The sequence below is a fragment of the Lentibacillus songyuanensis genome (assembly GCF_039548255.1).
Lineage (GTDB): Bacteria > Bacillota > Bacilli > Bacillales > Amphibacillaceae > Lentibacillus_C > Lentibacillus_C songyuanensis.
Window position 1 is genome coordinate 47,398 of the sequence record NZ_JBCLVH010000003.1, and the last position, 26,526, is coordinate 73,923.

At 40.5% G+C, this 26,526-nt stretch carries 23 protein-coding genes; all 23 read right to left on the minus strand.

All coding sequences use genetic code 11. The annotated features are described in order from the left end of the window. Nucleotides 1-62: 62 nt before the first annotated feature. The 23 genes from WMZ97_RS04310 to prfB all read right to left on the minus strand — a co-directional run bounded on the left by WMZ97_RS04310 (nt 63) and on the right by prfB (nt 26,326). A complete protein-coding gene (locus WMZ97_RS04310) occupies nt 63-1,724 on the minus strand; it encodes a glycerol-3-phosphate dehydrogenase/oxidase (RefSeq protein ID WP_343270843.1) in 1,662 nt (553 codons plus the stop codon). Between the two features lie 235 nt (nt 1,725-1,959). After that, nucleotides 1,960-2,472, minus strand: coding sequence for an acyltransferase (locus WMZ97_RS04315; RefSeq protein ID WP_343270844.1), 513 nt, complete (start codon nt 2,470-2,472; stop codon nt 1,960-1,962). Nucleotides 2,473-2,475: 3 nt separating this feature from the next. Continuing rightward, nucleotides 2,476-3,114, minus strand: a complete 639-nt coding sequence (gene ppaX, locus WMZ97_RS04320; RefSeq protein WP_343270845.1) for a pyrophosphatase PpaX — start codon at nt 3,112-3,114, stop codon at nt 2,476-2,478. Between the two features lie 40 nt (nt 3,115-3,154). Continuing rightward, complete coding sequence (gene lgt / locus WMZ97_RS04325) at nt 3,155-3,994, minus strand: prolipoprotein diacylglyceryl transferase (RefSeq protein WP_343270846.1); 840 nt, start codon at nt 3,992-3,994, stop codon at nt 3,155-3,157. Between the two features lie 5 nt (nt 3,995-3,999). Continuing rightward, nucleotides 4,000-4,941: an HPr(Ser) kinase/phosphatase gene (gene hprK, locus WMZ97_RS04330; RefSeq protein ID WP_343270847.1), complete on the minus strand. Its 942-nt coding sequence runs from the start codon at nt 4,939-4,941 to the stop codon at nt 4,000-4,002. 306 nt (nt 4,942-5,247) lie between these two features. After that, entirely contained in the window at nt 5,248-5,604 is a 357-nt protein-coding gene (locus WMZ97_RS04335; RefSeq protein WP_343270848.1) for a phage holin family protein, read from the minus strand. Further along, a complete protein-coding gene (locus WMZ97_RS04340; protein WP_343270849.1) occupies nt 5,604-5,801 on the minus strand; it encodes a PspC domain-containing protein in 198 nt (65 codons plus the stop codon). The genes WMZ97_RS04335 and WMZ97_RS04340 overlap by 1 nt, the downstream gene beginning before the upstream one ends. 134 nt (nt 5,802-5,935) lie before the next feature. Then, a complete protein-coding gene (bshB2, locus tag WMZ97_RS04345) occupies nt 5,936-6,601 on the minus strand; it encodes a bacillithiol biosynthesis deacetylase BshB2 (RefSeq protein ID WP_343271092.1) in 666 nt (221 codons plus the stop codon). A 72-nt stretch (nt 6,602-6,673) separates the two neighbouring features. Beyond that, nucleotides 6,674-7,027, minus strand: a complete 354-nt coding sequence (locus WMZ97_RS04350; RefSeq protein WP_343270850.1) for a YojF family protein — start codon at nt 7,025-7,027, stop codon at nt 6,674-6,676. Nucleotides 7,028-7,507: 480 nt separating this feature from the next. After that, nucleotides 7,508-7,873, minus strand: coding sequence for a hypothetical protein (locus tag WMZ97_RS04355; RefSeq protein ID WP_343270851.1), 366 nt, complete (start codon nt 7,871-7,873; stop codon nt 7,508-7,510). A gap of 276 nt (nt 7,874-8,149) precedes the next feature. Then, entirely contained in the window at nt 8,150-11,029 is a 2,880-nt protein-coding gene (uvrA, locus tag WMZ97_RS04360; RefSeq protein ID WP_343270852.1) for an excinuclease ABC subunit UvrA, read from the minus strand. 25 nt (nt 11,030-11,054) lie between these two features. Continuing rightward, nucleotides 11,055-13,040, minus strand: a complete 1,986-nt coding sequence (gene uvrB / locus WMZ97_RS04365) for an excinuclease ABC subunit UvrB (RefSeq protein WP_343270853.1) — start codon at nt 13,038-13,040, stop codon at nt 11,055-11,057. 424 nt (nt 13,041-13,464) lie between these two features. After that, a complete protein-coding gene (locus WMZ97_RS04370; RefSeq protein ID WP_343270854.1) occupies nt 13,465-14,463 on the minus strand; it encodes a multicopper oxidase domain-containing protein in 999 nt (332 codons plus the stop codon). Between the two features lie 526 nt (nt 14,464-14,989). After that, nucleotides 14,990-15,547 (minus strand): hypothetical protein, encoded by a 558-nt coding sequence (locus WMZ97_RS04375; protein WP_343270855.1) that lies wholly within the window; start codon nt 15,545-15,547, stop codon nt 14,990-14,992. 37 nt (nt 15,548-15,584) lie between these two features. Next, nucleotides 15,585-17,075, minus strand: a complete 1,491-nt coding sequence (locus tag WMZ97_RS04380; RefSeq protein WP_343270856.1) for a cbb3-type cytochrome c oxidase subunit I — start codon at nt 17,073-17,075, stop codon at nt 15,585-15,587. A gap of 23 nt (nt 17,076-17,098) precedes the next feature. Beyond that, nucleotides 17,099-17,626: a cupredoxin domain-containing protein gene (locus tag WMZ97_RS04385; protein WP_343270857.1), complete on the minus strand. Its 528-nt coding sequence runs from the start codon at nt 17,624-17,626 to the stop codon at nt 17,099-17,101. A 293-nt stretch (nt 17,627-17,919) separates the two neighbouring features. Continuing rightward, a complete protein-coding gene (locus WMZ97_RS04390; RefSeq protein ID WP_343270858.1) occupies nt 17,920-19,134 on the minus strand; it encodes a PDZ domain-containing protein in 1,215 nt (404 codons plus the stop codon). Nucleotides 19,135-19,428: 294 nt separating this feature from the next. Continuing rightward, nucleotides 19,429-20,883 carry a S41 family peptidase gene (locus tag WMZ97_RS04395; protein ID WP_343270859.1) on the minus strand — a complete coding sequence of 485 codons (1,455 nt, stop codon included), beginning with the start codon at nt 20,881-20,883 and terminating at the stop codon, nt 19,429-19,431. Nucleotides 20,884-21,075: 192 nt separating this feature from the next. Beyond that, nucleotides 21,076-22,416 carry a murein hydrolase activator EnvC family protein gene (locus tag WMZ97_RS04400; RefSeq protein WP_343270860.1) on the minus strand — a complete coding sequence of 447 codons (1,341 nt, stop codon included), beginning with the start codon at nt 22,414-22,416 and terminating at the stop codon, nt 21,076-21,078. A gap of 127 nt (nt 22,417-22,543) precedes the next feature. Continuing rightward, nucleotides 22,544-23,437 carry a permease-like cell division protein FtsX gene (gene ftsX, locus WMZ97_RS04405; RefSeq protein ID WP_343270861.1) on the minus strand — a complete coding sequence of 298 codons (894 nt, stop codon included), beginning with the start codon at nt 23,435-23,437 and terminating at the stop codon, nt 22,544-22,546. Next, the gene (gene ftsE / locus WMZ97_RS04410) at nt 23,427-24,113 is read right to left on the minus strand and encodes a cell division ATP-binding protein FtsE (protein WP_343270862.1); all 687 of its coding nucleotides are present in this window, start codon (nt 24,111-24,113) and stop codon (nt 23,427-23,429) included. Before ftsE ends, ftsX begins: the two co-directional genes overlap by 11 nt. 542 nt (nt 24,114-24,655) lie before the next feature. After that, nucleotides 24,656-25,039, minus strand: coding sequence for a cytochrome c551 (gene cccB, locus WMZ97_RS04415; RefSeq protein WP_343270863.1), 384 nt, complete (start codon nt 25,037-25,039; stop codon nt 24,656-24,658). 185 nt (nt 25,040-25,224) lie between these two features. Further along, nucleotides 25,225-26,326 (minus strand): peptide chain release factor 2 gene (gene prfB, locus WMZ97_RS04420; protein ID WP_343270864.1). Its coding sequence is split into 2 segments (ribosomal slippage): nt 25,225-26,253 and nt 26,255-26,326, totalling 1,101 coding nucleotides; the frame shifts between segments, so codons are not numbered across the junction. Nucleotides 26,327-26,526 lie beyond the last annotated feature (200 nt).

A 26,526-nucleotide genomic window follows, 5' to 3' on the forward strand; every position in this document is an offset into this window, starting at 1 on the left:
GTTTTCCTAACAAAATGAAAAACCCCTATTTCTTTTTACAATAGGAGTTTTTTCTATACGTGTTACTTTTCTGGTGTTACTGCTTCATGAAGTAATTCATCCAGTTCATTACGATATGCTTCTTCCGTTTCCTTTGTCCAGTTTAGACGCTTTGCCATATAGGAAATCACTTTATCCTTATGCGTCCGAACCCAGTTTATCTCAAAGAATAATCCTCCGGTACGACGGATGAAAAAATCAACTGGTTTATAGGTTAGTTCATATTCCAGTGCGTAAATAAGCTGCGCAAACACAATTGGATCAATGGCTTCTTCCTTTGCTTCCGCTTGTTTGGCTTGATATATCTCAAAAATCGTATCGATATTTGCACCGTACTTCTTCACTAACATTAACGCTGTTTCTTCATCCATGCCTAGCGCTTGTGCTTCTTCAACTTTCCGCTCCTTGAACCGCTGAAATCCTTTAGAGCCACCAACTTCCCCTCCGGATATTGGCAAATCATGCGTTTGCGATGAAGAATATAAAATTCCCTCTTCTGCTTTTAGTTGTTTAACTACCGTGTTTACCGCCTCTTCGGCCATTTTGCGGTAGCCGGTTAATTTTCCTCCGGCCATCGAAATTAAACCAGAATCGGAAACAAATATTTCATCTTTTCTGGAGATCTCATCCGGATTTTTGCCATTTTCTGCGATTAATGGACGTAAACCAGCCCAACTTGATTCAACGTCTGTTGCTTTCATATCCATGGTTGGGAACATATCATTAATCGCGTCAATTAAATAATCGCGATCCGCCTCCGTTATTGTTGGATGGGCGATATTCCCGTCATAGCTCGTATCCGTTGTCCCAACATACGTTTTATTATCACGTGGAATCGCAAAGATCATCCGGCCATCAGGAGCGTCAAAGTAAATTGCTTGTTGCAACGGAAAACGCTGTTTCGAAAACACTAAATGAACGCCTTTTGTCAGATGTAAGGTTTTACCTTTTTTTGAACCATCTAATTCACGAAGATCATCCACCCATGGGCCACAAGCATTGACAACCTTTTTGGCGAAAATTTCATGCATGTCCCCGGTTAATTGATCCTGAACACGTACACCGGTTACTTTTCCGGAATCGTCATAAATGAATTCCGTTGCTTTTGCATAATTAATCGCATGAGCACCTTTTTGCACAGCCTTTTTAATGACTTCAATCGTTAAACGTGCATCATCCGTCTTATATTCCACATAATAACCCGCACCTTTTAATTCATCTTGTTTAATGAGTGGCTCTTTCTTTAGCGCTTGATCCGGGTTCAACATTTTTCGTCGTTCCCCTTTTTTTACACCTGCAAGAAAATCATAGACACGCAACCCGATATTTGTTGTCAACGGGCCAAATGTCCCTCCCTTATGAAATGGAAGCATCATCCATTCTGGTGTCGTTACATGTGGACCATTCTCATAAACAATTGCCCGTTCTTTACCAACCTCAGCAACCATTTTTACCTCAAATTGTGCTAAATATCGCAAACCTCCATGGACAAGCTTGGTGGACCTGCTGGATGTACCTGCAGCAAAGTCCTGCATTTCAATCACACCTGTGGATAATCCTCGTGTTACGGCATCCAGGGCAATACCTGATCCAGTGATCCCACCGCCTATCACTAAAACGTCAAGTTGTTTATCAGTCAGACGTTCCATAATAGATTCCCGGTTAAAGCTAGAAAAATTCGTCATGTTCCATCACTCCCTATAACTCCATTCCCGTTTATAGATATCATTACCCGTTTATCTTCGGATTATGAGGAACTGGAATTTATTTGCAGTGGACGGAATCCTATTCATAAAAAAAACCACAAATCACACTAATGATAGCCATTAATGATTTGTGGTTTCTCCGTTTCTCCGTCCAACTTCTATTAACTTAACTACAGTGTAACATATATATGCGCATTCGAAAAGAATTTTGGACTCACTCATCCATCTGCAGCTGTTCCATTTCATCCTTTGTATAAATAAGCTGCATTGGATTTCCACCGACAAACGCACCGGCAGGCACATCCTTGTTAACCAGTGTCCCAGCCGACACAATCGCCCTGTCGCCAATTTGCACTCCCGGTAATATCGTTGAATTTGCACCGACCATTACTTCATTACCAATAACAACCTCACCAATTCGATATTCCTTAATTAGATATTCATGTGCTAAAATCGTTGTATTGTAGCCAATCACACTATTCGTTCCGACCGATATTTTTTCCGGAAACATAATATCTGGCATGACCATTAAAGCAAAAGCCGTTTTATCGCCAACGGTCATATGTAAAAATGTTCGATATAACCAGTTCTTCATCGCCAAAAATGGAGTATAGCGAGCTAATTGAATGATGATAAAGTTTTTCATCACCTTCCAAAAAGACACTGTATGATAAATTTGCCATAAGGCGTTGGCGTTTTTAACAGCATACCGTTTCGTCCTGCGCATCGTTTACACCTCTATAATCGTTAACAATTCTCTGATATCATCAAGCATATAAGTAGGATGGTACGCTTGTAATTTATCCTTTCCTTTTAACGACCATGCAACAGCAGCTGTTAAGACACCAGCATGATGACCTGCTTCAATATCGTGGGAATTATCCCCAACCATGATCGTTGAATCCGCCTGTGCATCTAGCCGCTTCATCGCCTGAACAACCGGCTCAGGATGTGGCTTAGCATGAGTAACATCATCAAGCGTGATAATGGTATCAAAAAATGATTCTATTGACGTTAATGTGATTCCTTTATCAACGGTCGGGCGCATTTTAGTTGTAACAATTCCCAATTTTAATCCACGTTTTTTCAGCTCTTCCAATGTCTCAACTACATATGGGAATGCTGTTACATAAGAATCATGATGTAACAAATTATGTTCGCGATACGTTTCAATCATGGCGGGAACCTGCTGCTCGGGAACCACGCTGGCAAAGGATTCTATCAAAGGCGGCCCTATAAATTCAATTGCCTGTTCTCTTGTTATGGCATGTCCATGATGCCCGAATGTATGTTCAAAGGAAGCAATAATTAATTCGTTCGTATCAATAAGTGTTCCATCTAAATCGAACAAGATTGTTTCGATACTCATATGTTCATTCCCTCTCTTCATGTTGCAGATGTCTGTTCAACTACTTCTTTTTCGGCGTTAATTTCGTCCCGTCATAACGATGGTTTGCCATTCCAGATTTACGGCGGTAGACAATCAAGGCAATACCGACAACAATGATGACAATAGAAATGACTTGTGCCGCACGAAGTCCTCCGGAAACCAGGCTATCGGTGCGCATCCCTTCTACAAAATACCTGCCAACGGAATAGGTCATGACATAGGCCAGGAATACCTCTCCACGAACTGGATTGAATCTACGGAGTACTAACAGGAAGATAAACACCAGAATATCCCAGAATGATTCATAAAGGAATGTCGGATGGTACATGATTCCGTCAATACACATTTGATTCATAATAAAATCAGGTAAATATTGATGGAAGTTATGATAGGCAGCTTCTGAGATAGGTCCACCATGTGCTTCTTGATTCATAAAGTTACCCCAGCGCCCAATCGCCTGTCCTAAAATAACGCTTGGTGCTACAATATCCGCCAGCTGCCAGAAAGATACTTTTTTCACTCGGGAAAATACGATGGCGGTCAATACGGCACCAATCAAGGCTCCATGAATCGCAATGCCGCCATTCCAAATTGCGAATACGCCCCACCACGGCCCATCTTTATATTGATCCCATTCAAAAATAACGTAATAAATTCGCGCACAAATAATGGCAATGGGAATGGCAAAGACAACCAAATCAACAATGATATCCTTCTTAAGCCCAAGTCGGTCGGCCTCTCTCGTTGCCAAATATAAACCGATAAATGCTCCAGCCGCAATAATGACGCCATACCAGTAAATGGTTAATGAGCCGATTTCTAAAAACACACGGTTAAGTGCAGGTGCATTGCAAGTCAACAAAATCACTCCTGTTCCAGATCATCTTTTTCTTGTTCAATCATGGAAGTTAACCGCTCCGAAAACTCTTCGGCAGCATTTACCCCCATTTTCTTCAAGCGAAAATTCATAGCAGCAACCTCGATAATAACAGCAAGGTTTCTCCCCGGGCGAACCGGAACTGTCGCTTTAGGAAGTTCGACATCCATAATTTTCATTTTTTCTTCATCGAGACCAAGCCGATCATATTGTTTCTTTTCATCCCAGAGTTCCAAATTGATAATTAAAGAAATCTTTTTATAACTTCGCACGGCCCCAGCACCAAACAATGTCATCACATTAATGATACCCAGGCCTCGGATTTCCAGCAGATGCTCAATGAGTGACGGGGCATTCCCGATTAACCGATCATAATCTTCCTGTCGTATTTCAACACTATCATCGGCAACTAGTCGGTGACCGCGTTTTACCAACTCCAGCGCTGTTTCACTTTTTCCTACACCACTTTGTCCGGTTATTAAAACACCAACTCCGTATATGTCAACCAATACACCATGGATAGCGGTAAACGGAGCAAATTTTGCTTCTAAATAATTGGTCAGCCTGCTGATTACCCGGGTTGTCTTCCTAGGCGAGTGCAGAATAGGTACCCCAAACTCATTAGCAGCATCGATTAAAGGTAGTGGAATATCCATACCACGGCTAATAACAATTCCTGGTGTTATGTCCGTACATAATTTGTCGGCTCGATCCTTTTGCTGACTATTGGTAAGATCTAAAAAATAAGCCATTTCTGTTTTGCCTATTAATTGCAAGCGCTCTTTTGGATAATACTTAAAATAGCCGGTCATTTCGATGCCTGGCCGTGAGATATCGCTTGTCGTTATTTCTCTATGTATGCCATCTTCACCCGCTACTAGCGTCAAATTAAAATTTGCTAATAAATCTTTGGTCCGAACGATTTCCATATATTCTTCCTCCAATCAGCAGCCATGAAACGTGATCATTCCGTTAAGGTTCCATACTGCGTCGTAAGGGAGCCAAAATCAGCTTGTACACGGAGCTGATCTGCCTTTAGCCTGTTATTTTAACTTGCTCAGATAGAAATGTGCTTATTGTAAAACAGATAACTGCTTTTCATTGTAGCATATTTTTACAATACCGTAACCGAAAAAGTGACACCCTCCATTGTGAGCATTTAGTATTTATTCTGTATCCTTTAAATACAAAACATCGCAGGCTAAAACCTGCGATGCCGAAAATCAGGAAAGCAGTTACCGCATCGTATCTTTAATCAACTGATTCAATAGTAGATTTAAAATCGAAATGACAATCGATGCAATGATGGCGGTACCAAATCCGTCGATAACAAATGAAGCATCCATGAGTCCTTGGGCAATCATCAGCGTGATCGCATTAATTATAAACAAAAATAACCCAAGAGACAGAATCGTAATCGGCAAGGTGAAAATGATTAACAAAGGTTTAACAAGCATATTTAAAATAGCCAGAATGAAGCTTGCTAAAATTGCAGTACCAAACCCCTCTAAATGAAAGGATTCAAACAACTGGGCAACGGCAATAAGTGCCACCGCATTTAAAAAAATGGACAAAAGCCATCGTAAAAGCATTAATACACCTCACCATCATTCGGCACAATCATAATTGCCAGTAAATAAATCAATGACAGCGAGAAAAAACTGAAAACAAGCAAGATGACAAATGCCAGTCTAATGATCGTCGCATCGATATTAAAATATTCCGCAAGTCCACCAAGCACACCAGCAACTTTTCGATTCCGAATCGACCTAGTTAACCGTTTGGACATTCTTTTCCCTCCTCCGTATTCATTCTCTATGCTTCTACTCCATATATACGGTCTGGAGCAGGCGAAATGTTCTTCTTTTTTAAAATATCCCTGCCATTTTGTGTTGACAGGGATATTCCAGTGTTAATAATTCATTAATAATTCCAAATGAAAAATCGTTCTTTTCCTAACGACTGTTTCGCACGTTCCATTATATCAACGTCATTTCCTGTAGCATGATGGAATTGACCGAGCACACCATTTGCTTGTGATTTATGGGACATAATGGCCGCCATTTTTTTGGCAAAAACAGATGTTACATCATTACGTATATCTGGTTTGCCAAGGTCTTCATCATAATTATTGGAAATCGCCTGGGCCCATACAACTGGCCGCTTTGCTTCATCCATTTGCCGGACAGCCTCCACAGCTGCCGCCCCCAGGGCATTATGGTCAGGATGGACAGCATAGCCAGGATAATGCGTGATAACGAGACTCGGCTCGATTTCTTCCAATATAGTCTTCAGATGACTTGCCACCTGCTGCCGATCTTCAAATTCAAGCGTTTTGTCACGATATCCGAGCATACGCAGATTCACATCGAGTGCGTTACAAGCGGCGATTAGTTCTTCTTTACGAATTTCCGGTAATGTTTCCCGGTTAGCAAATGTCGGGTTACCCATATTGCGGCCCATTTCACCTAATGTGCCACATAGATAAGTAACAGGGACTCCTTGTTCACGAAATTGTGTAATAGTTCCTGCAGCACCAAACGACTCATCATCGGGATGCGGATAGATTACCACCACGTGTTTTTCCATCATTCTCATCCTTTCATTAGAGGATTTTCAAAGTGAGGTGTTAACCGACCTCGTTCATACTTGCCACCTATTTTAATAGCGAAATGGGGTTTCACTTAGTTCCAGTGATACCATTAAACGTCCTTCTCGATCGTGACCAGCTAGCAATAACTGGTTGTCCTGGTGGATTGTCCAGTCGGTCAGCCCTTCTGCATAAATCCAGCCAATTTCCATCTTTAATCCGGCACGATATGATTTACCATCACCAATAAGCTTGGCCTGTGTGAATTTCACTTTTGCGTTGCGAATATATGCGCCAACTGTATATGCCTTTTCATTCACATGACTGGCATAGGCACCATTTGTCGTTTCTAAATGAATATATACATCTTTGTCAATAAACTGTTCCAGTTGCTGCTGTACAGCCTCTTTGTCAATCGGTACCATCTACCTGCTCCTCTCTAAAGCCTACTCTTTAACATTACCGAACGAAAAGAAGCGCGTCAAAAAATTTGCCCGCTTTTTCCTCCATGGACTCTGGTTTCATTAATTATTCTAATTCGATGGATGGATACTTTAACATCCATTTTAATTGATCGATAAAGTATGATTCGGATAGCATTTGATTGACAACCTTTCGATAGCTAGAAAGTATTGCCATTTTTCCTCTTCTCTAAGAGATTTAAAATATCTAACCATCCAATTGGGGTAGATTCGTAACGCATGTTCATCCCGGAAAACAAAAAATTCTAACGCTTCCAAACTTGATAAATTTGGTGGATGACAAAAGCACACGTTCTTAGTTTTTAGCGTGTGCTTCGACTTGTCACCGCTCCTCCTATGAAGCAAGCATAAGAGGAACAAGCAAAAAAATTAGTAGTTTTTTTCAAAGTGTCTTTGACATGGGGTCCACTTTACTTAGTCGTATTATTTCGGATCTGGATTGTCCTTTATATATTCTACAAGTTTTTCAAAAGATGTAGTTTGATATTTTAAATCTTTAGTATCAAATACAAAATAATTAGGTTTATTATCTTCTATTTTTAAAAAAGGCATACTCTCTTTTGCATCATCATAATTAGAATTAGTTTCTATTCTAAATATAGATTTCATTAAATTTGCATTTTCTAATTTATTATCTATTTGATCATCACCTACTACTGCAAGAGAGTATTTCCCTTTTTGATCTGACACTAATCCATAAACTTGTGCTTTGTTACCACATCCAATAGTCCCTATTGATATAGAAAGCAATAAAGTTACGATTAGGCATAATTTCTTCATAACCATCACCTATAAACATAAAATCTCCTGCCTTTCTGTAACTTATTCTCCAAGGGGAACCAATTTCCTTCAAAATTTTTTTACCATTCCATAGAATATATTATATTTACTTCCAAAATCACCTTATTTTTCGGTAATCCCAGGTTTGCCAAAAAACAAACTCCGTCCCACGTTAATTGGAACTCTGAACAAAGGAAAAATCCGAACGATTACAAATTCCACATAAGGAAATTTGAATCATCATTCGGATGTAACACTTTTTTCCGTGTTTCATGTCGGTAATCGTTAGTTTGACCCTACCTTTTCCTTCTCTTCTAGCATGACTTTCATTCGTTCGCGGTCACGTTCCAGCACTGGTTTCAAGTAATGACCAGTATAGGACTGTTCTATTTCAGTTATTTGTTCCGGCGTACCCTTTGCAATGATTTCTCCACCACGGTCGCCACCCTCAGGACCCAAATCGATAATATGATCGGCGGTTTTAATCACATCTAGATTGTGTTCGATAATCAGTACCGTGTCCCCATTATCAACCAGCCGTTGTAATACACTTAACAGCCGCTCAATATCAGCTACATGCAGCCCTGTTGTTGGTTCATCAAGGATATAGAACGATTTCCCATTGGAGCGGCGGTGTAATTCACTCGCCAGCTTTACCCGTTGTGCTTCCCCACCAGATAATGTGGTGGCGGGCTGTCCAAGCTTAATATAGCCCAAGCCTACATCGTAAATGGTTTGCAGCTTGCGTTTTATTTTTGGGATATTAGCGAAAAAGTCCAATGCCTCTTCAATGGTCATGTCCAATACATCAGCAATGCTTTTCCCTTTATACTTCACTTCCAACGTTTCCCGATTATACCGTTTACCATGACACACTTCACATGGCACGTACACATCCGGTAAAAAGTGCATTTCAATTTTAATAATACCATCGCCGTGACATGCCTCACAGCGCCCGCCTTTAACGTTAAAACTGAATCGGCCTTTTTTATAGCCGCGGATTTTGGCTTCGTTCGTCTGGGCAAATACATCCCGAATATTATCAAACACACCCGTATATGTGGCCGGGTTGGAACGAGGGGTTCGGCCAATTGGCGATTGATCAATATCAATTACCTTTTCAATATTATTGATCCCATTTATCTTCTTATGTTTCCCTGGTTTAAGCAGCTTGGCCCTGTTCAGCTGCTTCGCCAATGTTTTATACAAAATCTCGTTTACTAGTGTACTTTTCCCTGAACCAGATACACCGGTGACAACGGTCATTAGTCCGATTGGAAATGCTGCCGTTACATTTTTTAAATTGTTCGCTTCGGCACCAACGACTTCGATTTTCTTTTTGGTTGGCTTGCGACGCTTAGCTGGTACAGGGACAAATTTTTTGCCTGATAAATAATTACCTGTTAAAGAATGGTCGTTATCCATGACTTTTTCCGGGGTTCCGCTCGCAACAATTGTGCCGCCATGGTCACCTGCACCAGGGCCAATGTCTATCAGCCAATCAGCGGCAAGCATGGTATCTTCATCGTGTTCTACCACAATCAGCGTGTTATCCAAATCACGCATTTGCTTTAATGTGTTGATTAACCGATCGTTATCCCGCTGGTGGAGTCCAATGGATGGCTCGTCCAGAACATATAATACACCTGTCAGCGCCGAACCAATCTGTGTTGCCAAACGAATCCGCTGAGCTTCCCCGCCTGACAATGTTCCAGCCGCGCGTGACAGTGTTAAATATTCCAATCCAACGTTATTTAAAAACGTGAGCCGGTTATCAATCTCCTTAAGAATCATCCGGGCGATTTTTTCTTCTTTTTCCGTCAACTCAAGATGACGGAAAAAGTGATTGGCCTCGGTAATCGAAAAATCGGTAACGTTGCTGATATGCAGTCCATTAATTAATACAGCAAGTGCTTCTTCCTTTAGCCGGTACCCATGACACGTTGGGCAATTTTTATTCGCCATGTACTTTTCCAAGGTTTCCCTAATAAAGTCTGAGGAAGTCTCCCTATACCGTCTGGCTATATTATTTAATACCCCTTCAAACATAATATCGTTATCACGAACTTTCCCAAAATCATTGACATAATGAAAATGGATTTTTTCTTTTCCACTGCCATGTAAGATAATATCTATTTGCTGTTTAGGTATTTTTTTAACCGGTATGTCCATATCGATTCCATAATGCGTACATACACTCTTAAGCAACTGTGGATAATACTGCGAACTGATGGGCTCCCATGCTGCAATTGCATGTTCATTCAATGTCTTGTCCCAATCCGGTATCACCAAGTCTAAATCAACTACTAAATTGGTTCCTAATCCGTCACAGGTTGGACATGCACCATATGGACTATTAAACGAAAACAAGCGCGGTTCCAGTTCACTGATGGAAAAGCCGCAAATCGGACAGGCATGGTTTTCACTGAATTTCAGTTCTTCTTCCCCAATAACATCAACAATAACATTTCCTTCGCCAAGGCCCAGGGCAGTTTCAATGGAATCACTGATTCGCCCCTCCACACCTTCTTTGACAACGATCCGGTCCACGACAACTTCAATCGAATGTTTTTTATTCTTTTCTAATTTTATTTCATCGGTGACTTCACGCATTTCACCATCGACACGAATTCTTACGTATCCCTCCTGCTTCAACTTTTCAAATATCTTAACATGCTCCCCTTTACGTCCGGAAACAATCGGGGCCAAGATCTGCATTTTCGTACGTTCGGGATATTCCAGTATACGATCGACCATCTGCTGTACTGTTTGCGAACTGATTTCAATCCCATGACGAGGACAGGTTGGCCGTCCCACGCGAGCAAACAACAGTCGCAAATAATCATAAATTTCCGTAACCGTTCCAACGGTTGAACGCGGGTTTCTGCTCGTTGTTTTCTGGTCGATGGAAATCGCCGGGGATAACCCTTCAATGGTATCAACATCTGGCTTATCCATTTGTCCTAAAAACTGTCTGGCATAGGCCGAGAGTGATTCCACATAGCGACGTTGCCCTTCTGCATAGATCGTATCAAAAGCAAGTGACGATTTTCCTGATCCGGATAAGCCGGTAAGGACGACAAGTTTATTTTTGGGAATGGTAATGTCGATATTTTTTAAATTATGTGCTCTGGCACCCTTAATTTGGATTGTTTTACTAGGCATGAAACAGTCATCCTTTTCATTTTAGTTATGATATATCTGCTTTCAATTCGAGTATAACGTCACGCAGCTCAGCCGCTTTTTCAAAATCAAGCGCTTTGGCTGCCTCTTTCATTTCTTTCTCCATATTCGCTACGGCTTTTTCCTTGTCTTTCTTCGGCAGCTTTGTCAGATTTGCTCCCTTTTCATCATACGTTTCCTGATCTTCTGCTGCCACAGTTGCTTTTATGACATCACGGACCTCTTTGCGGATCGTCATCGGTGTAATATGATGTGCTTCATTATAGGCCATCTGTTTTTCCCGGCGGCGATACGTTTCCTCAATCGCGACCTGCATGGAATTTGTTCGGTTATCGGCATACATGATAACCTCGCCATGTTCATTTCTTGCCGCCCTGCCCATCGTTTGGATTAGGGAACGTTCAGACCGTAAAAATCCTTCCTTGTCCGCATCAAGAATAGCCACAAGTGACACTTCAGGGATATCCAATCCTTCCCGCAATAAATTGATGCCAACGAGGACATCGAATTTGCCGACACGTAAATCGCGAATAACTTCGATCCGCTCCAGGGTTTTTATCTCTGAATGCAGGTAAGCAACTTTGATGCCAAGCTCTTTTAAATAATCTGTCAGATCCTCGGACATCTTTTTCGTTAAGGTTGTTACCAATACACGTTCATTTCGCTCGGTCCGTTTATTAATTTCGGCAATTAAATCATCAATTTGGCCTTTGATCGGACGTACATCTATCTCAGGATCGAGAAGTCCTGTTGGTCGAATGATTTGTTCGGTCACATCCGGCGAATGTTCCATTTCATATGGTCCGGGTGTTGCAGATACATAGACAAGCTGATTAGACAGTTTTTCGAATTCCTCAAATCGCAATGGCCGGTTATCAAGCGCTGACGGCAGACGGAAGCCATGATCAATTAACACCTGTTTCCTCGCTCTGTCCCCATTATACATCCCTTTTATTTGCGGCAGTGTAACATGTGACTCATCAATAATGGTTAAATAATCTTTTGGAAAATAATCGAGTAATGTATACGGTGTTGATCCCGCTTCCCTTAAAGCTAAATGACGAGAGTAGTTCTCAATACCGGAACAAAAACCCATCTCCTGCATCATTTCGATATCATAGTTGGTTCGCTGCTCCAACCGTTGTGCTTCCAATAGTTTATTGTCGTCACGCAATTCTTTTAAACGTTCTTCCAATTCCTTTTGGATGCCTTCAATTGCTTTTTTCAGTTTTTCTTCACGGGTTACATAGTGGGAAGCCGGAAAGATAGCAACGTGTTCCCGATCTCCAATGATTTCACCTGTCAAAGCATCCACCTCACGAATCCGGTCAATCTCATCACCAAAGAATTCGATTCGTAAACAATGCTCTTCATTCGATGCGGGGATCACTTCAACGGAATCCCCACGCACCCGGAAAGTACCGCGTTTAAAATCAATATCGTTTCTGGCATATTGAATATCAACCAGTTCACGCAGCAATTTATCACGGTCTTTTTCCATCCCCATGCGTAATGATAATACCTGGCTGCCGTATTCCTCCGGAGACCCTAAACCAAAAATACAGGACACACTGGCAACGATTAACACGTCATTTCGTTCAAATAACGCTGACGTTGCGGAGTGTCGCAATTTATCTATTTCATCATTAATACTTGCATCTTTTTCAATAAATGTATCAGACGAAGGCACATAAGCCTCCGGTTGGTAATAATCATAAAAGCTTACAAAATACTCTACTGCATTATTTGGAAAATATTCCTTGAACTCACTATAAAGCTGCCCCGCTAATGTTTTATTGTGAGCAATTACGAGGGTTGGGCGATTAATTTCTTTTATAACGTTTGACGCCGTAAATGTTTTCCCTGTCCCCGTTGCCCCAAGCAATGTCTGGTGCCGTTGTCCTGCTAATATTTTATTAACTAACTCCTCAATCGCTTTAGGTTGATCCCCTTGAGGTTCATAGTTCGCCACCAGTTCAAATTGATTTTCCATACGGCAAGCCTCCGATCTATCTTCTTCCCATAGTTTAACATAAAGTGAAACTTCATTCAGCGGAGTGCTTTCCCCCGCTGAATGTTAGTTGAACAATTGGACCTTTACGGGCAGTTGAATACCATTTATCCTTTTTTGTTTCACCTCAAAATCTTGAAGTGGGAGTCTTACTGCCCGTTAAGAGTGGAATAAATATATTATTATTTTAACACATGAACGAACAAATATTCTATTATTTTGCTCAGGGACTTTTATATAAGTATTTCCACGTTGGCATTAAGTGAAACACGTGAGGTTTCCACGGCAAGAAAAAAGCCTGCAACCATCTTGGTGCAGACTTTTTTCTTGTGTTTACATTTCTTTTATCTTATAATCTATATACGTTTATTTGTCAGGGAGAAAGTTGCTATATTTTCTCCTTTTTTTATTTGGTTACCTCAATAATACCAGCTGCACCCTTCGTCACATGGTCAAATGCGTGTGTGACAAATTTGTATGTGCCAGGTTTTTTGACAGTGAATTCGGCGACAATCGAGCCGGATACTGGTACCATCGATGTCTGCAAACCTTGTACGACATTTCGAGGATCCCCGTCAATATAAACTGTTTCCAGTTGAGAACCAATCACATGGAAGCTTGATACCTCATTTGGTCCGACATCAAGGAAGTTAATGCGAATCGTATCGCCAACCTTTGCTTCGATTGTTTCATCCTTCATTGCGGGTGTACTTCCATTAAATACGACATATTCCGGTTGTCCATTAAGCATTTCCTCATGATCTCCATCCTTATAAAACTCGCTTTGCACAACGGTAATTTCTTTATCAATCGCATCATCGGTTGGGTAGCCATCTTTTGGTTCAACGATCATGGTTCCATACATGCCATTTGCAATATGCTGCAATACTGGATCTGTGCCACAATGGTACATATAAACACCAGGTGAACCCACTTCATAGCTGAACGTTCCTTTTTCATTCGGTTTCACATCCGCGTAATCCTCACTTGGTGCAGCATATACCGAATGGAAGTCAACCGAATGGGGCACTTCCGGATCCATATTATTAAGTGTGAAATTCAGTGTGTCTCCCTCTTTTACCCGAACGACCGGACCTGGAACGGTACCGTTAAACGTCCAAGCTTTATATATTTTACCCTTGTCAATTTCAACATCAGTAACTTGAGCTGTCATTTCAATATTTACTTCATGATCGCCAACCCGTTCTGTCTTAATAGGTACAGGCTCTTGATTTATCCCTTCATGTGGACCGACATTTTCAATAACAGCTTCATCCTGTTTGTCCTGGTTCACGTGATTTGCCGGTGGCTCGTTTGCTTGTGTTCCAGCCGTTCCGCATGCTGACATAAAAGTACCGAATAAAAGCAACAAACCTGCTAAGACACCTACTTTTTTCTTATACATTCTCAACACCTCACCATTATTTTTTCAAGGGGATTGGTTGTACAAAAATATTAGGTTTATCATCCCTTGTACCTTAATTCTACGTCTGATGAAGGGTACCCCTTGTGATTCGTATCACTATTTTCATGTGCAATAATGAACGAGGTTTGTCAGAAATCCTAACAGCCTGTGACAAAGCACTATACACATCTTGTCTATGATACATACGTTACAAAAACGGTTATTTATACCCTGATATACTGACTTTTAATAATAGGTTTTAGTCGTATTCTTATCCAGCAAAAAATTATTTGTCCCGCTTTAACGAACAGTAAGACCCCCACTTCAAGATTTTGAGGTGGAACTAAAAAAGATAAGTGAGGGTCAACTACCCGCCTGTGCGTCGAAACCCCCCCACTGAATGAAGTTTCACTTTATAAATAGGATAAGATAAGAATTTTGATTTATTTATTTGTGATTAATTGAACATATAAAAAAGCTATCTTTATCCAAATTGATCATGGAATAAAGATAGCCAGTCATTTCATTATTGTGGTTCTGATGAATCAGTAAATACTTTCTGCAATAAATAAAGAATCATGCCGGTCGTGATGAATAAGAATCCCCATCCTAGTATCTTTTGCTGTCCAGCTAAATAGTTGTTGCAAATTTGTATTGGTGAATCAATATATAGCCATGCCATTAGCCCGAACATTGGCACGTAATTTAAATAGACAAAACTCTTGCCAACGGTTTGCAGCTTTTTCCAACTGTCACGCAACAATACCCCTGCTAACAACGGAAGACTCACAAACTTAAACAATTCATTGTACCAGAGGGTAAGTGCTTCATCCAATGCCCTTGGCAGCATCCAGTACATCGTAATCATGATAACAGTCAGTATACCCGGAATCCCGTTATTATTGAATCTATCGAAAAAGCTATGGAATCGTTCCATTATATAACTACCGATCAGCCACCCGGACATAATTAATAACGGGAGCTGGACAAGCATGTGAAACAGCATAATCGATTCTAGAAACTGCACAGTCGGAGGCAATAGCAACAAACAATATAATACAATTCCCGTTTTCATTTGGCTCATTTTTGTCACCACACATTCAAATAACGATTACTTTGCCCTATGCAAGCTGTTTGTCGTGATAATCATGAACGGTTTTTGGTATCTTCCGTTGTGATAAAAACCGGATAAAATGAATGACAAATATCACAACCGCAAGAACGAGAAACATACCAGAAACAGCGCCAAATTGAGCCGGTCCCATCCATTCCGGAAAGTGGGTTGCCCAGCGCCTTGGTGTGCTCAAATAGCCAGATACAAGAAATGAGCCGCTCACTCCGATGAATCCTAATGTATAGATAATGAATGCGAATTTATCCAATATCGTAATTGATATATTTCGTTCTTCTTTTGCTAAATAGTACATAAACCCAAAAATCATTGCCAACGCACCGAGTCCCATATACATATGAAAGTGACCTGGTACCCATTTCGTATTGTGCATCACATGGTTAACGACAATTGTTGCATCAGTAATCGCCGGTACCACGCCAAGCACCCAACCGAGCATGGCTACATACATTAAACCTGATGCCATATCCCACTTAATTCCGGATTTGTACACAATCATCAATGCACCATATGCGGTAACAACCAGCACTGGAAGTCCATTCGAATAGGATAGAATTTGTGCAAGAATGAGTGTCCATTTTGGCATAACGGAATCCATTAATAAATGATGTGTATAAATAAACAACGTAAATGTCGTGGACATTGTCCAGGCCACCAAAAATGACTTACTTGATTTCCATGGGCGGTTGGTATATTTTTGCAAAATTTCATAGACCGCAATAACAGCCATGTAAATAATCGCATTCGCAAATATATGTCCAAACGCATAGGTTAAATTCTTCGCAAGCAACGGATCAAAGGTGTAACTAGGATTGACCACATTAATGATATTCATAATCAGTACAATTCCGCCAGCAGTAATAGCCGTTGTATTCACAATAATGACCATCGTACTCGCTACAACGGCTGCTGGTGGTGCATCCTGTTCTGCTTTTTTACCGGAAATGACATCCCAGCCAAGTCCTTTTCCCAAGCTGCCATATCGTTTCATAATCGCCCGTGCAGCATCCAGGTAAAACAGGAGAAAACCAACACCAAGAATAAGCATCCCGACAAGATAAAGAAGCGCTCCCACTGTTCCCCACGCATTCGCCGATATTGCTGGTAATGGGTATAAAAATGTCCAGGCACTTGCATATTTGAATGAAAATACACCAATAACCACCATCACAAGGCCAATGAGAAACAGGACTAAGTTGATCCGAAAAATCCTTTCTGACAAGGGAGCATATTTATTTAAGAAATAGCTCATAATCGCAGTGGCTGCCAACGCCGCAGCACCGACCATTCCCGTCCCATGTATCGTTAAAAATTGATAAAAATTGGCGGCATCAATATTAATAACCCCACCTTGCTGTAAGAGCATTAAAATTCCAAAGACCATCATGGCAATCACGATTATTCCACTGATCACCAAATAAGCAACTACTTGGTTATTTCCGGGTTTTACTGTATTTGTTTGATCTACCGTATAACGCATGATCTTCACCTCTTTATGATTAGCTACTTAACTTCAAATTTCTGAATCATTGCATGATGGGCAAGTCCGCAGTATTCCAAACATAGAACTTGATATGTCCCCGGCTTGTCAAAAGTGATATAGACGTTATTAGTATAGTCGGGCATAGCCTGTGTCTGTGCAATTAACGTCATATCCTCATCATAAATCCCAAATCCATGGTTCACATCGCGACTTGTCACATGAAATTCAACCGGCTCTCCCACCGTAAACTCTGTCTCACTCATCTGAAACGCAAATTGCATCGCTTCTACGTCGACAACGATTGCTTCTTTTTCCGCTCCATATACCGGAATATCATATGGCAGCTCACGTAACGTATAAATGGTTATAACCAGCATGAACACCACTAGTGTCATACCGTAGAACTTACGGGCTTTATACCATTTCTTTTTAATTGGCTCGTAGGCTTGCCGCTCCCGCGATTTGATCGCAACATAACCAAACACGATCACAATAATGAGCATAAATAACAAAGATGTTACCCATGCTACTGTTTGCACACTCATCATAAAACCTCCCTTTGCTTTCATTTCTCTCGACTGTTAAACTCTGACATTCATAACGTGATAACCGCCTTCATCATACACAATTCTACATAATGACCTAGTGATGCAGATCACGAAAAGGCGAATATTGATACAATTTTCAAATTATTATTGTTTCCACTGTTAATATAGTGTTTAAGCAAGATGTTAGGAAGGCATAGCAATGTCGTTTTGACAATAAAAAAAGATAAAGCACCACATTAACAAGTAACGTGTCGCTTTATCTTTATGTTAATGAACGTTGAACACATCATGGTTTATGCTTCCTGGTTCATACGTCCGTGTGTTTTACTTTTTTGTCGGTACTTCTCCTTCGTAAACAAAATACCCAATTCATGGTGGTCCCCCTGGTAGAATGCACTCTGGACAAAGCGAATCTCTCCGGACTCATCAATTACTTCCATCTTAAAATATGCCCCACTTGTCTGTAGTGCCTGATAAAAGTCGGCTAGTTGATTGACTCGTTTGCCATTCACCTTTTGAATCGTTTCACCTGCCAAAACATCCAAACGGGCAGCCGGTGTACCTGGAATAACGGCCAGCACCTTCAGTCCTTTTCCCTCTCTATTAAAATAAGGGATAGACGCATTATCATGAACCCGATGTTTATACCGAATAAACTCGCTGCCAAAAATAGCAATAATCACCGTAGCAAGCGATACCCATGGGAACAACACACTCACCAAAGCCAGTATCAACACCACTGCACCAAGAGTACCAATAGAAACGGCTAGTTTCTTCTTCGTTTGGTTTGGCGTACTTCCTTTTATAACATGTTCAAACCCAAGCAGAAAAGGAACCAGTAACAAACTATATGTATCTCCACCAAGTGAAATTGATGGCCAATACGAGACAAATGAAGTAATTGCTCCTGACGGTACTAAGACAAAAAATGGAATAATACTTGCTTTTTTCAAGCGATGTTGCCCAACCCATTTTCCGCGTTTCCCCATCTCCAGTTCCGGAAACGAGTCGTTTTGTTGAACACGTTTGACCATAACAGATTCAACAATTAACAGCACACCAAGCAGCACTGCCAATCCGGAAAAATTCGTTGTTGAGAATAATTCAGCATTCAAATTTACATCGAATTCTTGAGCCCTCAGAGCTGGAATAAACAACAATAGCAAAAAAGTAAATCCAATCGTATAGCTTGGGGAAAGATAGGTAAATCGTAAGGCAATACTGATGATAATACTTACAACACTTACTAGAAAAATGGTTTCATAGGAAAAGACCATTCCCCCTGCTAAACAGACGATCGATACAATAAGTCCGGAAAATAAGGATACCAGCCATGTGTGCTTCCATTCCGCAAAGAGACCAAAAACTTTTGTCCCGAAGTTATTACGTTCCCGTTTGATTCTTCGGATACCGCTAAATAATATTAAGATAATTGCCCAGTACAGGAGCGGGTTCAAAAATAGTTTACCAGCTCCTTTAGCTAATTCAATAAACCATGCTTCTACCAATCTGATCACCTTCCAGCATAGCACCACGTACTACATACTTTTATTCGCCATGAATCAGCCTATTCCCTGCATATCATTTCTATTTTATCACGTTATCGACTATTAGACACATTAAAGTGAAACCTCATTCAGCCAGGTGCTTCTTCCGCTGAATGTTAGTTGAACAGACGCGACCTTTACGAGTAGTTAACTCCCATTTATATTTGGGTTTCGCTTGAAAATTTAAAGTGAAGTCTTACTGCCCGTTAAAAGCAGGAAAAATCCGCGAGTTTCCCCGCGGATTCATCGGCTAATTTAATATAGTTCGTTTAAAGCCTTTTGCATTTGCAGATCATCATTGCCATCACGAATATGTTCAACGATTTCTGTTTCGATCATTTCACCCGTTTTTTTATCCACTTGACCAGTTGCTTTCAAATCGTTATCCTGTTGGAAAGCTTTTACGGCCTCTTTGGTTTGCTTGCTGAAATACCCATCTTGACGGCCAGTGTCATAATCCAAACCAGTTAACATAATTTGAATGTTTTTGACATTGTCACCTGTATGGTTATACGTCAATGGCTTTTTAATTTCCACCGGATTCGAATAGAAATACGCAGGCTGTTTCACTTTAATCGTCGGTTTAATGCCTTTTTCATGGATCCAATTGCCTTTAGGAGAAAGCCATTTATAAAAAGTTAGCTTAATGGTACTGCCATCTCCCATTGGGACAGCTTGCTGTACAGTACCTTTTCCAAAGCTCTTGGTGCCAACGATGTCATATCCAGCTTCTTTCATTGCCACAGCTAGAATCTCTGACGCGGAAGCACTTCCTTCATCGACAATAACACTAATTGGATAATCTTTTTTCTGCTTCAGGTCCGAATAATACGGTGTTTTTTCACCATTTTGATCCTCTATTTGTACGTATGGCATATCCTTGGTAATAAACTGCTTTAAAATATCCTCCACAGCATCAAGCAACCCTCCTGGATTACCACGTACATCAATAACCAGTCCTTCGATTCCCTGTTTCTCAAGCTTCAGCAATTGCTCCGTAAACTCTTCTGCGGTGTGCTCAGAGAATGTTGTGATTTCCAATACACCAGTCTTTTTGCCATCCACTTTTTCCACTTCCGAATTCACTGTTTCAACAGGGATCTCATCTCGTTTAAGGGTCACATCAAATGGATCAGAAACACCCGGACGCTGTACGTTCAGGGTAACCTTGGAACCTTTTTCTCCCCGGATTTTTTCAACCGCTTCATATAATTCCAATCCTTCGACGCTTTCATCATCAATCTTTACGATTTGATCATTTGGCCGTAACCCTGCATCTTCAGCTGGAGAATCTTTGATCGGAGCAATAATGGTTACCTTTCCATTCACCATACTTACTTCTGCTCCAATTCCCTCAAAAGATGATTCGATTGTTTCATTAAAATTCTTCATCGTTTCAACATCCATATATGTACTGTAAGGGTCATCCAATGTATTTAGCATACCCTTCACTGCACCATCAATTAAGTCCTTGTCCTTCACATCCTCTAAGTAATTTTTCTTTATTAAGTTGAATGCCTGGACCACTTTATCCATGTCCTCCGGTTTTTCTGCTTTCTCACCATCCGAACTAGAAGACAGGCCAAAAGACATTTCGCCATCCTGCTTATCCTGATGTGGCTGAGCCAATTTAACACCAGCATAGGCCCCCGCAAACCCTAAAATCAGCGCTGCCAGCAAAATAATAAGATATTGTTTTTTGAAATTCATTTCGTCACCCCAATATTATTTTTCTGATTGGTGGTTCATATATGTAAAGCGATAAACGTCATCATACGAATCCTAAAAAGCTGACGAAGATTACGCTCATTTACGCTTATATGAAAAGGCATCACACCGTAATGTGCGATGCCTCTAATAATATAGTTTATGTTTAATAGAGTCAAATCATGCAATCAGCTGTTATTGCAAATATGGCATTGGATTTACCCCACTATGATAACTCCATTGTCCCTCATGAACCTCAAAATGGCAATGGCTTCCAAATGACTCACCTGTATTACCCATTAAACCTACCTGTTGCCCTGCGCTGACCTGGTCTCCATAGCTAACGGAAAGACTAGACATGTGTGCGTACACGGTCGTTAAGTTCAAATGCGGATGATAGACATAGACAACATTACCATAACTGTCCGAGTATTCCGCTCTCGTTACTGTTCCAGCTTCCGATGCGTGGATTGGCGTGCCAGCCGAATTGGCAATGTCAATACCATAATGGAAACCTAAACCGCCTCTTGCACCATATCCCGATGACAGTCGTCCATCCGCCGGCCATGCTAATTTTCCGCTGCCACCTGTCTGAATTTGATGGGACCCGCCTCCGGAATTAGTCGTTTTTGTTTGTGCATTTGCTTTTTTCTTTGCTTTAGCACGTCGTTCGGCAGCCTGTCTTTCCAAATCAGCTTTCTGGTTGTTAGCTGATTTCTTCGCTTTTTCAATGGCCGCTGCTTGCTCGTCCATGACCCGTTCTTGTTCTTCCAAACTCATCTTATCATCTTCTAAATGTTTATGTTCCTTTTCCAACTTTTTCATTAGCTTTTGTTTTTTAGCTGCTTGCTTGTCCAATTTTGATTTCAAAGATTCTAACTCCTGCTTTTGATCTTCCAAAGCAGCTTTTTTATCTTCCACATCTTTTTTATTTTGTTGGACTTCAGTTTTCTTTTTCTCCATCTCTTTGCGATCCGCTTCCAATGCTTCCATGATGCCCCGGTCAGAATCCATAATCGTATTAACTGCAGAAGATCGGTTGATAAAGTCTCCAAAGTTTTGCGAGCCAAGAATAACTTCCATATACTTCATATCACCGCCATTTTTTTGAATGGCACGGAGTCGTTCTTTCAGTAATGCTTCCCGTTCTTTAATACTTTTTTTCAATTTTTTAATTTCCTGCTTTAACGTTTTAATCTTAGCGTTCAGCCGCGCAATCTCTTCATTCGTCTTGGTAATTTCCTCTTCTTTGGAATTAATTTTTGTTTTCGTATCCGAGAGCTGATCGTCCAGCTTATTTATTTGGGTTTCCACATCGTCCTGTTTGGATACATTTTCATCTATTTTTTGTTCAGTATCATTTTTCTTATTACTGACGTCCCCTTGTTTTTCCTTTAGCTGTTTTTCTTCTTTATCTAACTGGTTAAGCTGATCATTCAAATCATCCAATGATTTTGCATCAACATGACTAATCGTAGAAAAACTAGTCCCAACCAAAAGCGCTCCAATAATTATGTATGATGCTGTTTTTTTCATTTCCTAACCTCTTTCCCTTCTTTAGCGATCAATTTAAAAATTTAATCAAAAAGTCACCAAATCTCATCTGCAATCCCAATACCACTTGCTTTAAGAATTTGGCAACTTTTTGATCGTCCTTTCTCTACTAAACCTTCAAGAATTTGCGGACACTCATGACACTTCCCCAAATACCTATCAATGCACCAATTACTAGAATAATAAGTGATAGTTGCCAAGCAAATGGATTATATGGAAGTAATGTCACAAAACTATATGAGAATTTCAGGCTGAGCACATTCTCCAAATAATAGTATCCACCCAATATTACAGCGATCGGGATTGCTGATCCGAGAACACCTAACAACATCCCTTCCACGAAAAATGGCCAGCGAATAAATCCGTTTGTTGCTCCAACCAATTTCATAATGCCAATTTCCCGGCTTCGTGCCATAATGGTAAGTTTAATTGTATTCGAAATAAGAAAGATCGCTGTGAATAACAAACCAATAATCAATACGACACCAATACTACGTGCGTATTTATTAAATTGGAACAGGCGATTGACCACATCTTGACCATAATTCACCTCATAAACGCCATCCATTCCGTTAATTTCATCGGCAACATGGACGGTCTCATGTGGATCTTTTGTTTTCACCACAAACACATGGTTAAGCGGGTTATCCTGTTCAAATAATTGCCATGATTCCCCTTCTTTTCCCATGCTTTCAATAAGTTCTTCCAACTGTTCGTCTTTTGAAGAGAACCTTACGCTGTCTACCTGATTAATTTCATTTATTTGCTCATTTAACTGCTTAATTTGATTTTCACTCGCCGTGAGATCAATCAAAACATTAATTTCCACATCGCCCTCGATGTTATCTGCCATGTTATTGAGGTTCAGCATCAGCGCAAGAAAAGCACCGACTAAAATTAAAGTCGTGGTGACAGCACCGACAGAAGCTATGGTCATCCACCCATTACGAAAAATATTTTTAATCCCTTCACGAATATGCCGCTTTAATGTTCTAAATTTCATAGCCGTACTCACCTCGATGCTCGTCCCGTACAATTAACCCATCTTCTACCGCAATGACGCGTTTTTTAATTGTATTGACAATTTCTTTGCTGTGTGTGGCCATGATAATCGTCGTACCTCTGGAGTTAATTTCCTCGAATATCCGCATAATGCCCCAGGAAGTATCAGGATCCAAATTACCTGTTGGTTCATCTGCAATCACTATCTTCGGCTGATTCACTATTGCCCGGGCAATAGACACGCGCTGTTGCTCCCCCCCGGATAATTCATCAGGAATAAATCTGGCTTTATTTTTCAATCCAACCAGTTCCAGCACTTCCATGACCCGTTTACGTATAATACGGGGTGACTCTTCAATTACTTCCAATGCAAATGCAATATTTTCATAGACTGTTAGTTTCGGTAATAATTTAAAATCCTGAAAAATAACGCCAATGTTGCGACGCAAGTAGGGAACCTGACGTTCTTTCACATGTGCAATATCTTTATTATTGATAATGATCGATCCTTCTGTCGGTTTTGCCTCCCGATAAATCAATCGAACAAAGGTAGACTTTCCCGCACCACTTGGTCCGACTATGTAAACAAATTCACCTTGTTCAATCGATATATTAATGCCGTTTAATGCCGTTACACCATTAGCGTACGTTTTATATACATCTTTCATCGTTATCATTTTACAAATCACCTTTTAAAAATAGTTTTATCCCGCCTTAACGAGCAGTAAGACTTCCACTTCAAGATTTAAGGATGAAATCATCAATAAAGATAAGAGGAAGTCAACTGCTCGTAAAGGTCCGATTCTGTTCGAACTTGCATAATACAGGTCACAAAGGCATTGCCACTCAGACGCCTGAGAACTTAGCCTCTGTTCCTCTATTTCAATGGAAAAAGCACCCACTAAATGAAGTTTCACTTTATCTACGTTGTCGATTCATGGTACAAACAAAACGATATTTAAGGTTCATTTCATTTATACTTACCTAGTATAACATCTTTCGCCAACATTTTTAGACAAAAAAATATTACATTTTCATTTCAAATGCTGTTATTTTCTTACACTTATCCAGCTGCTTCTTATGATTGATACATTAAACGTCAATCCATGAGAATGATAATACAGAAAAGTTATCTGTTGAGGATTGAAGATGCCATTGCGAGGTTAAAAAACATAAGGAAAGCTTGGCCCACTTAATCGTTTGAGCCAAGCTTACTTTTTTATTTCTTTTCTGCTAACCATGAAGCGATTAAGTCAACATCGTCTCCAGAAGCCATTCCTGGAGGCATTGTGCCTTGGTCGCCTTCTTTACCGTTTTTAATAATATCAGCGATTTCATCCTTGTCGTATTTCGATCCTACCTTCGTTAAGTCCGGACCGGATTGACCAGATAAGTCTGAGCCGTGACATGATGCACAATTACTTTGGAAAGCATCTTCTGCAGCTGATGCATCTACATCACCGCCATTATCCGATGTGCCGCTGTCTTCCGTGGCTTGATCGCCGTTGTCGTTATTGTCGCTTGCATTGTCATCCCCACCGCCGCCGCAAGCTCCAAGTACAAGTGCGGTACCAAATAGAACCGCTAGTAACCATTTCTTCATAGGTTTAAATCCCCCTAACAAAAAGAATTTTAATATCAATGTTATTATAACCCATTTGTAGCGTTTTAAAACCCTTGAATTGTCGGTTTATGTCGCACAAATCAACCAAAATGTACCAATGCCAATAGTTATACGGATTGTGACTATTTCATGAACATTTTATATTTGTGATGAATGGACGCTATTTACTTCATTTGTGACCGTAAAAATGCATCAATGAATGGATCCAAGTCACCATCGATAACCCCTTGTGCGTTTCCTGCTTCCTCATTGGTTCGATGGTCCTTCACCATCGAATAAGGGTGGAATACGTAGGAACGGATTTGACTTCCCCAGCCAATTTCTTTCTGTTCACCGCGGATATCATTTAATTGCTGCTGCTGACGTTCAATCTCCAATTGATATAATTTTGACTTAAGCATTTTCATTGCCTGTTCCCGATTTTGAATCTGGGAGCGTTCCGATTGGCATGTCACCACAATGTTTGTTGGCAAATGCGTTATCCTGACAGCAGAATCCGTAGTATTGACATGCTGACCACCAGCGCCACTTGAGCGGTAGGTATCAATTTTCAAATCTTCATTTTTGACATCAATTTCAACTTCATCATTAAATTCCGGCGTCACATCACAGGAAACAAAGGAGGTATGTCGTCTTCCTGATGAATCAAATGGGGAAATCCTTACCAGCCGGTGAACACCTTTTTCTGCCTTTAAGTAACCATAGGCATTATGCCCTTTAATAAGCAAGGTAACACTTTTGACTCCCGCTTCATCACCAGGCAAGTAATCAAGTGTCTCTACACTAAAGCCTTTGCTCTCCGCCCAGCGCTGATACATTCGTAATAACATACTGGCCCAATCCTGTGATTCCGTACCACCAGCCCCAGGATGCAATTCCAACAATGCATTATTGGCATCGTACGGTTCACTCAATAGCATTTGCAATTCGAATTGATTCATATCTGCTTGTAAATCATTTATCCCGGTTTCCAGTTCGGCGAAAAGGTCTGGATCGTTTTCTTCCTTAACCAGTTCATAGCTAACTTCAAGATCATCCAATTTTTCCGCCAATTCGGCAAAACGATCGACATATCCTTTTAAGCCATTCGTTTCATTGATAACCTTTTGTGCTGCATTTTGATCATCCCAAAAACCGGGCTCAGTCATCTGCAGTTCTAATTCCTTTACCCGATCTTTTTTTGTTTCTAAGTCAAAGAGACCCCCTAAAATCGGCAATACGCGCCTTAATTTTTTCCATTTCATGATTGATTTCTACTAATTCCATATTGTCACCTCATTAGTTATTTCTAATTTTCAGGAAAAGAAGCTGGAACAAAAATGGTTCAGTTATAGAGAAATCCGAACGATAATTCAAGTTTCTTCCATTAGAATTTGTATTCGTTCGGATTTTTGCTTGGGAACGTATAAACTTTAGCAAGGAAGTGTCTCGATGTAGATAAAAGTTTTCAAGTAATAGATATAAGA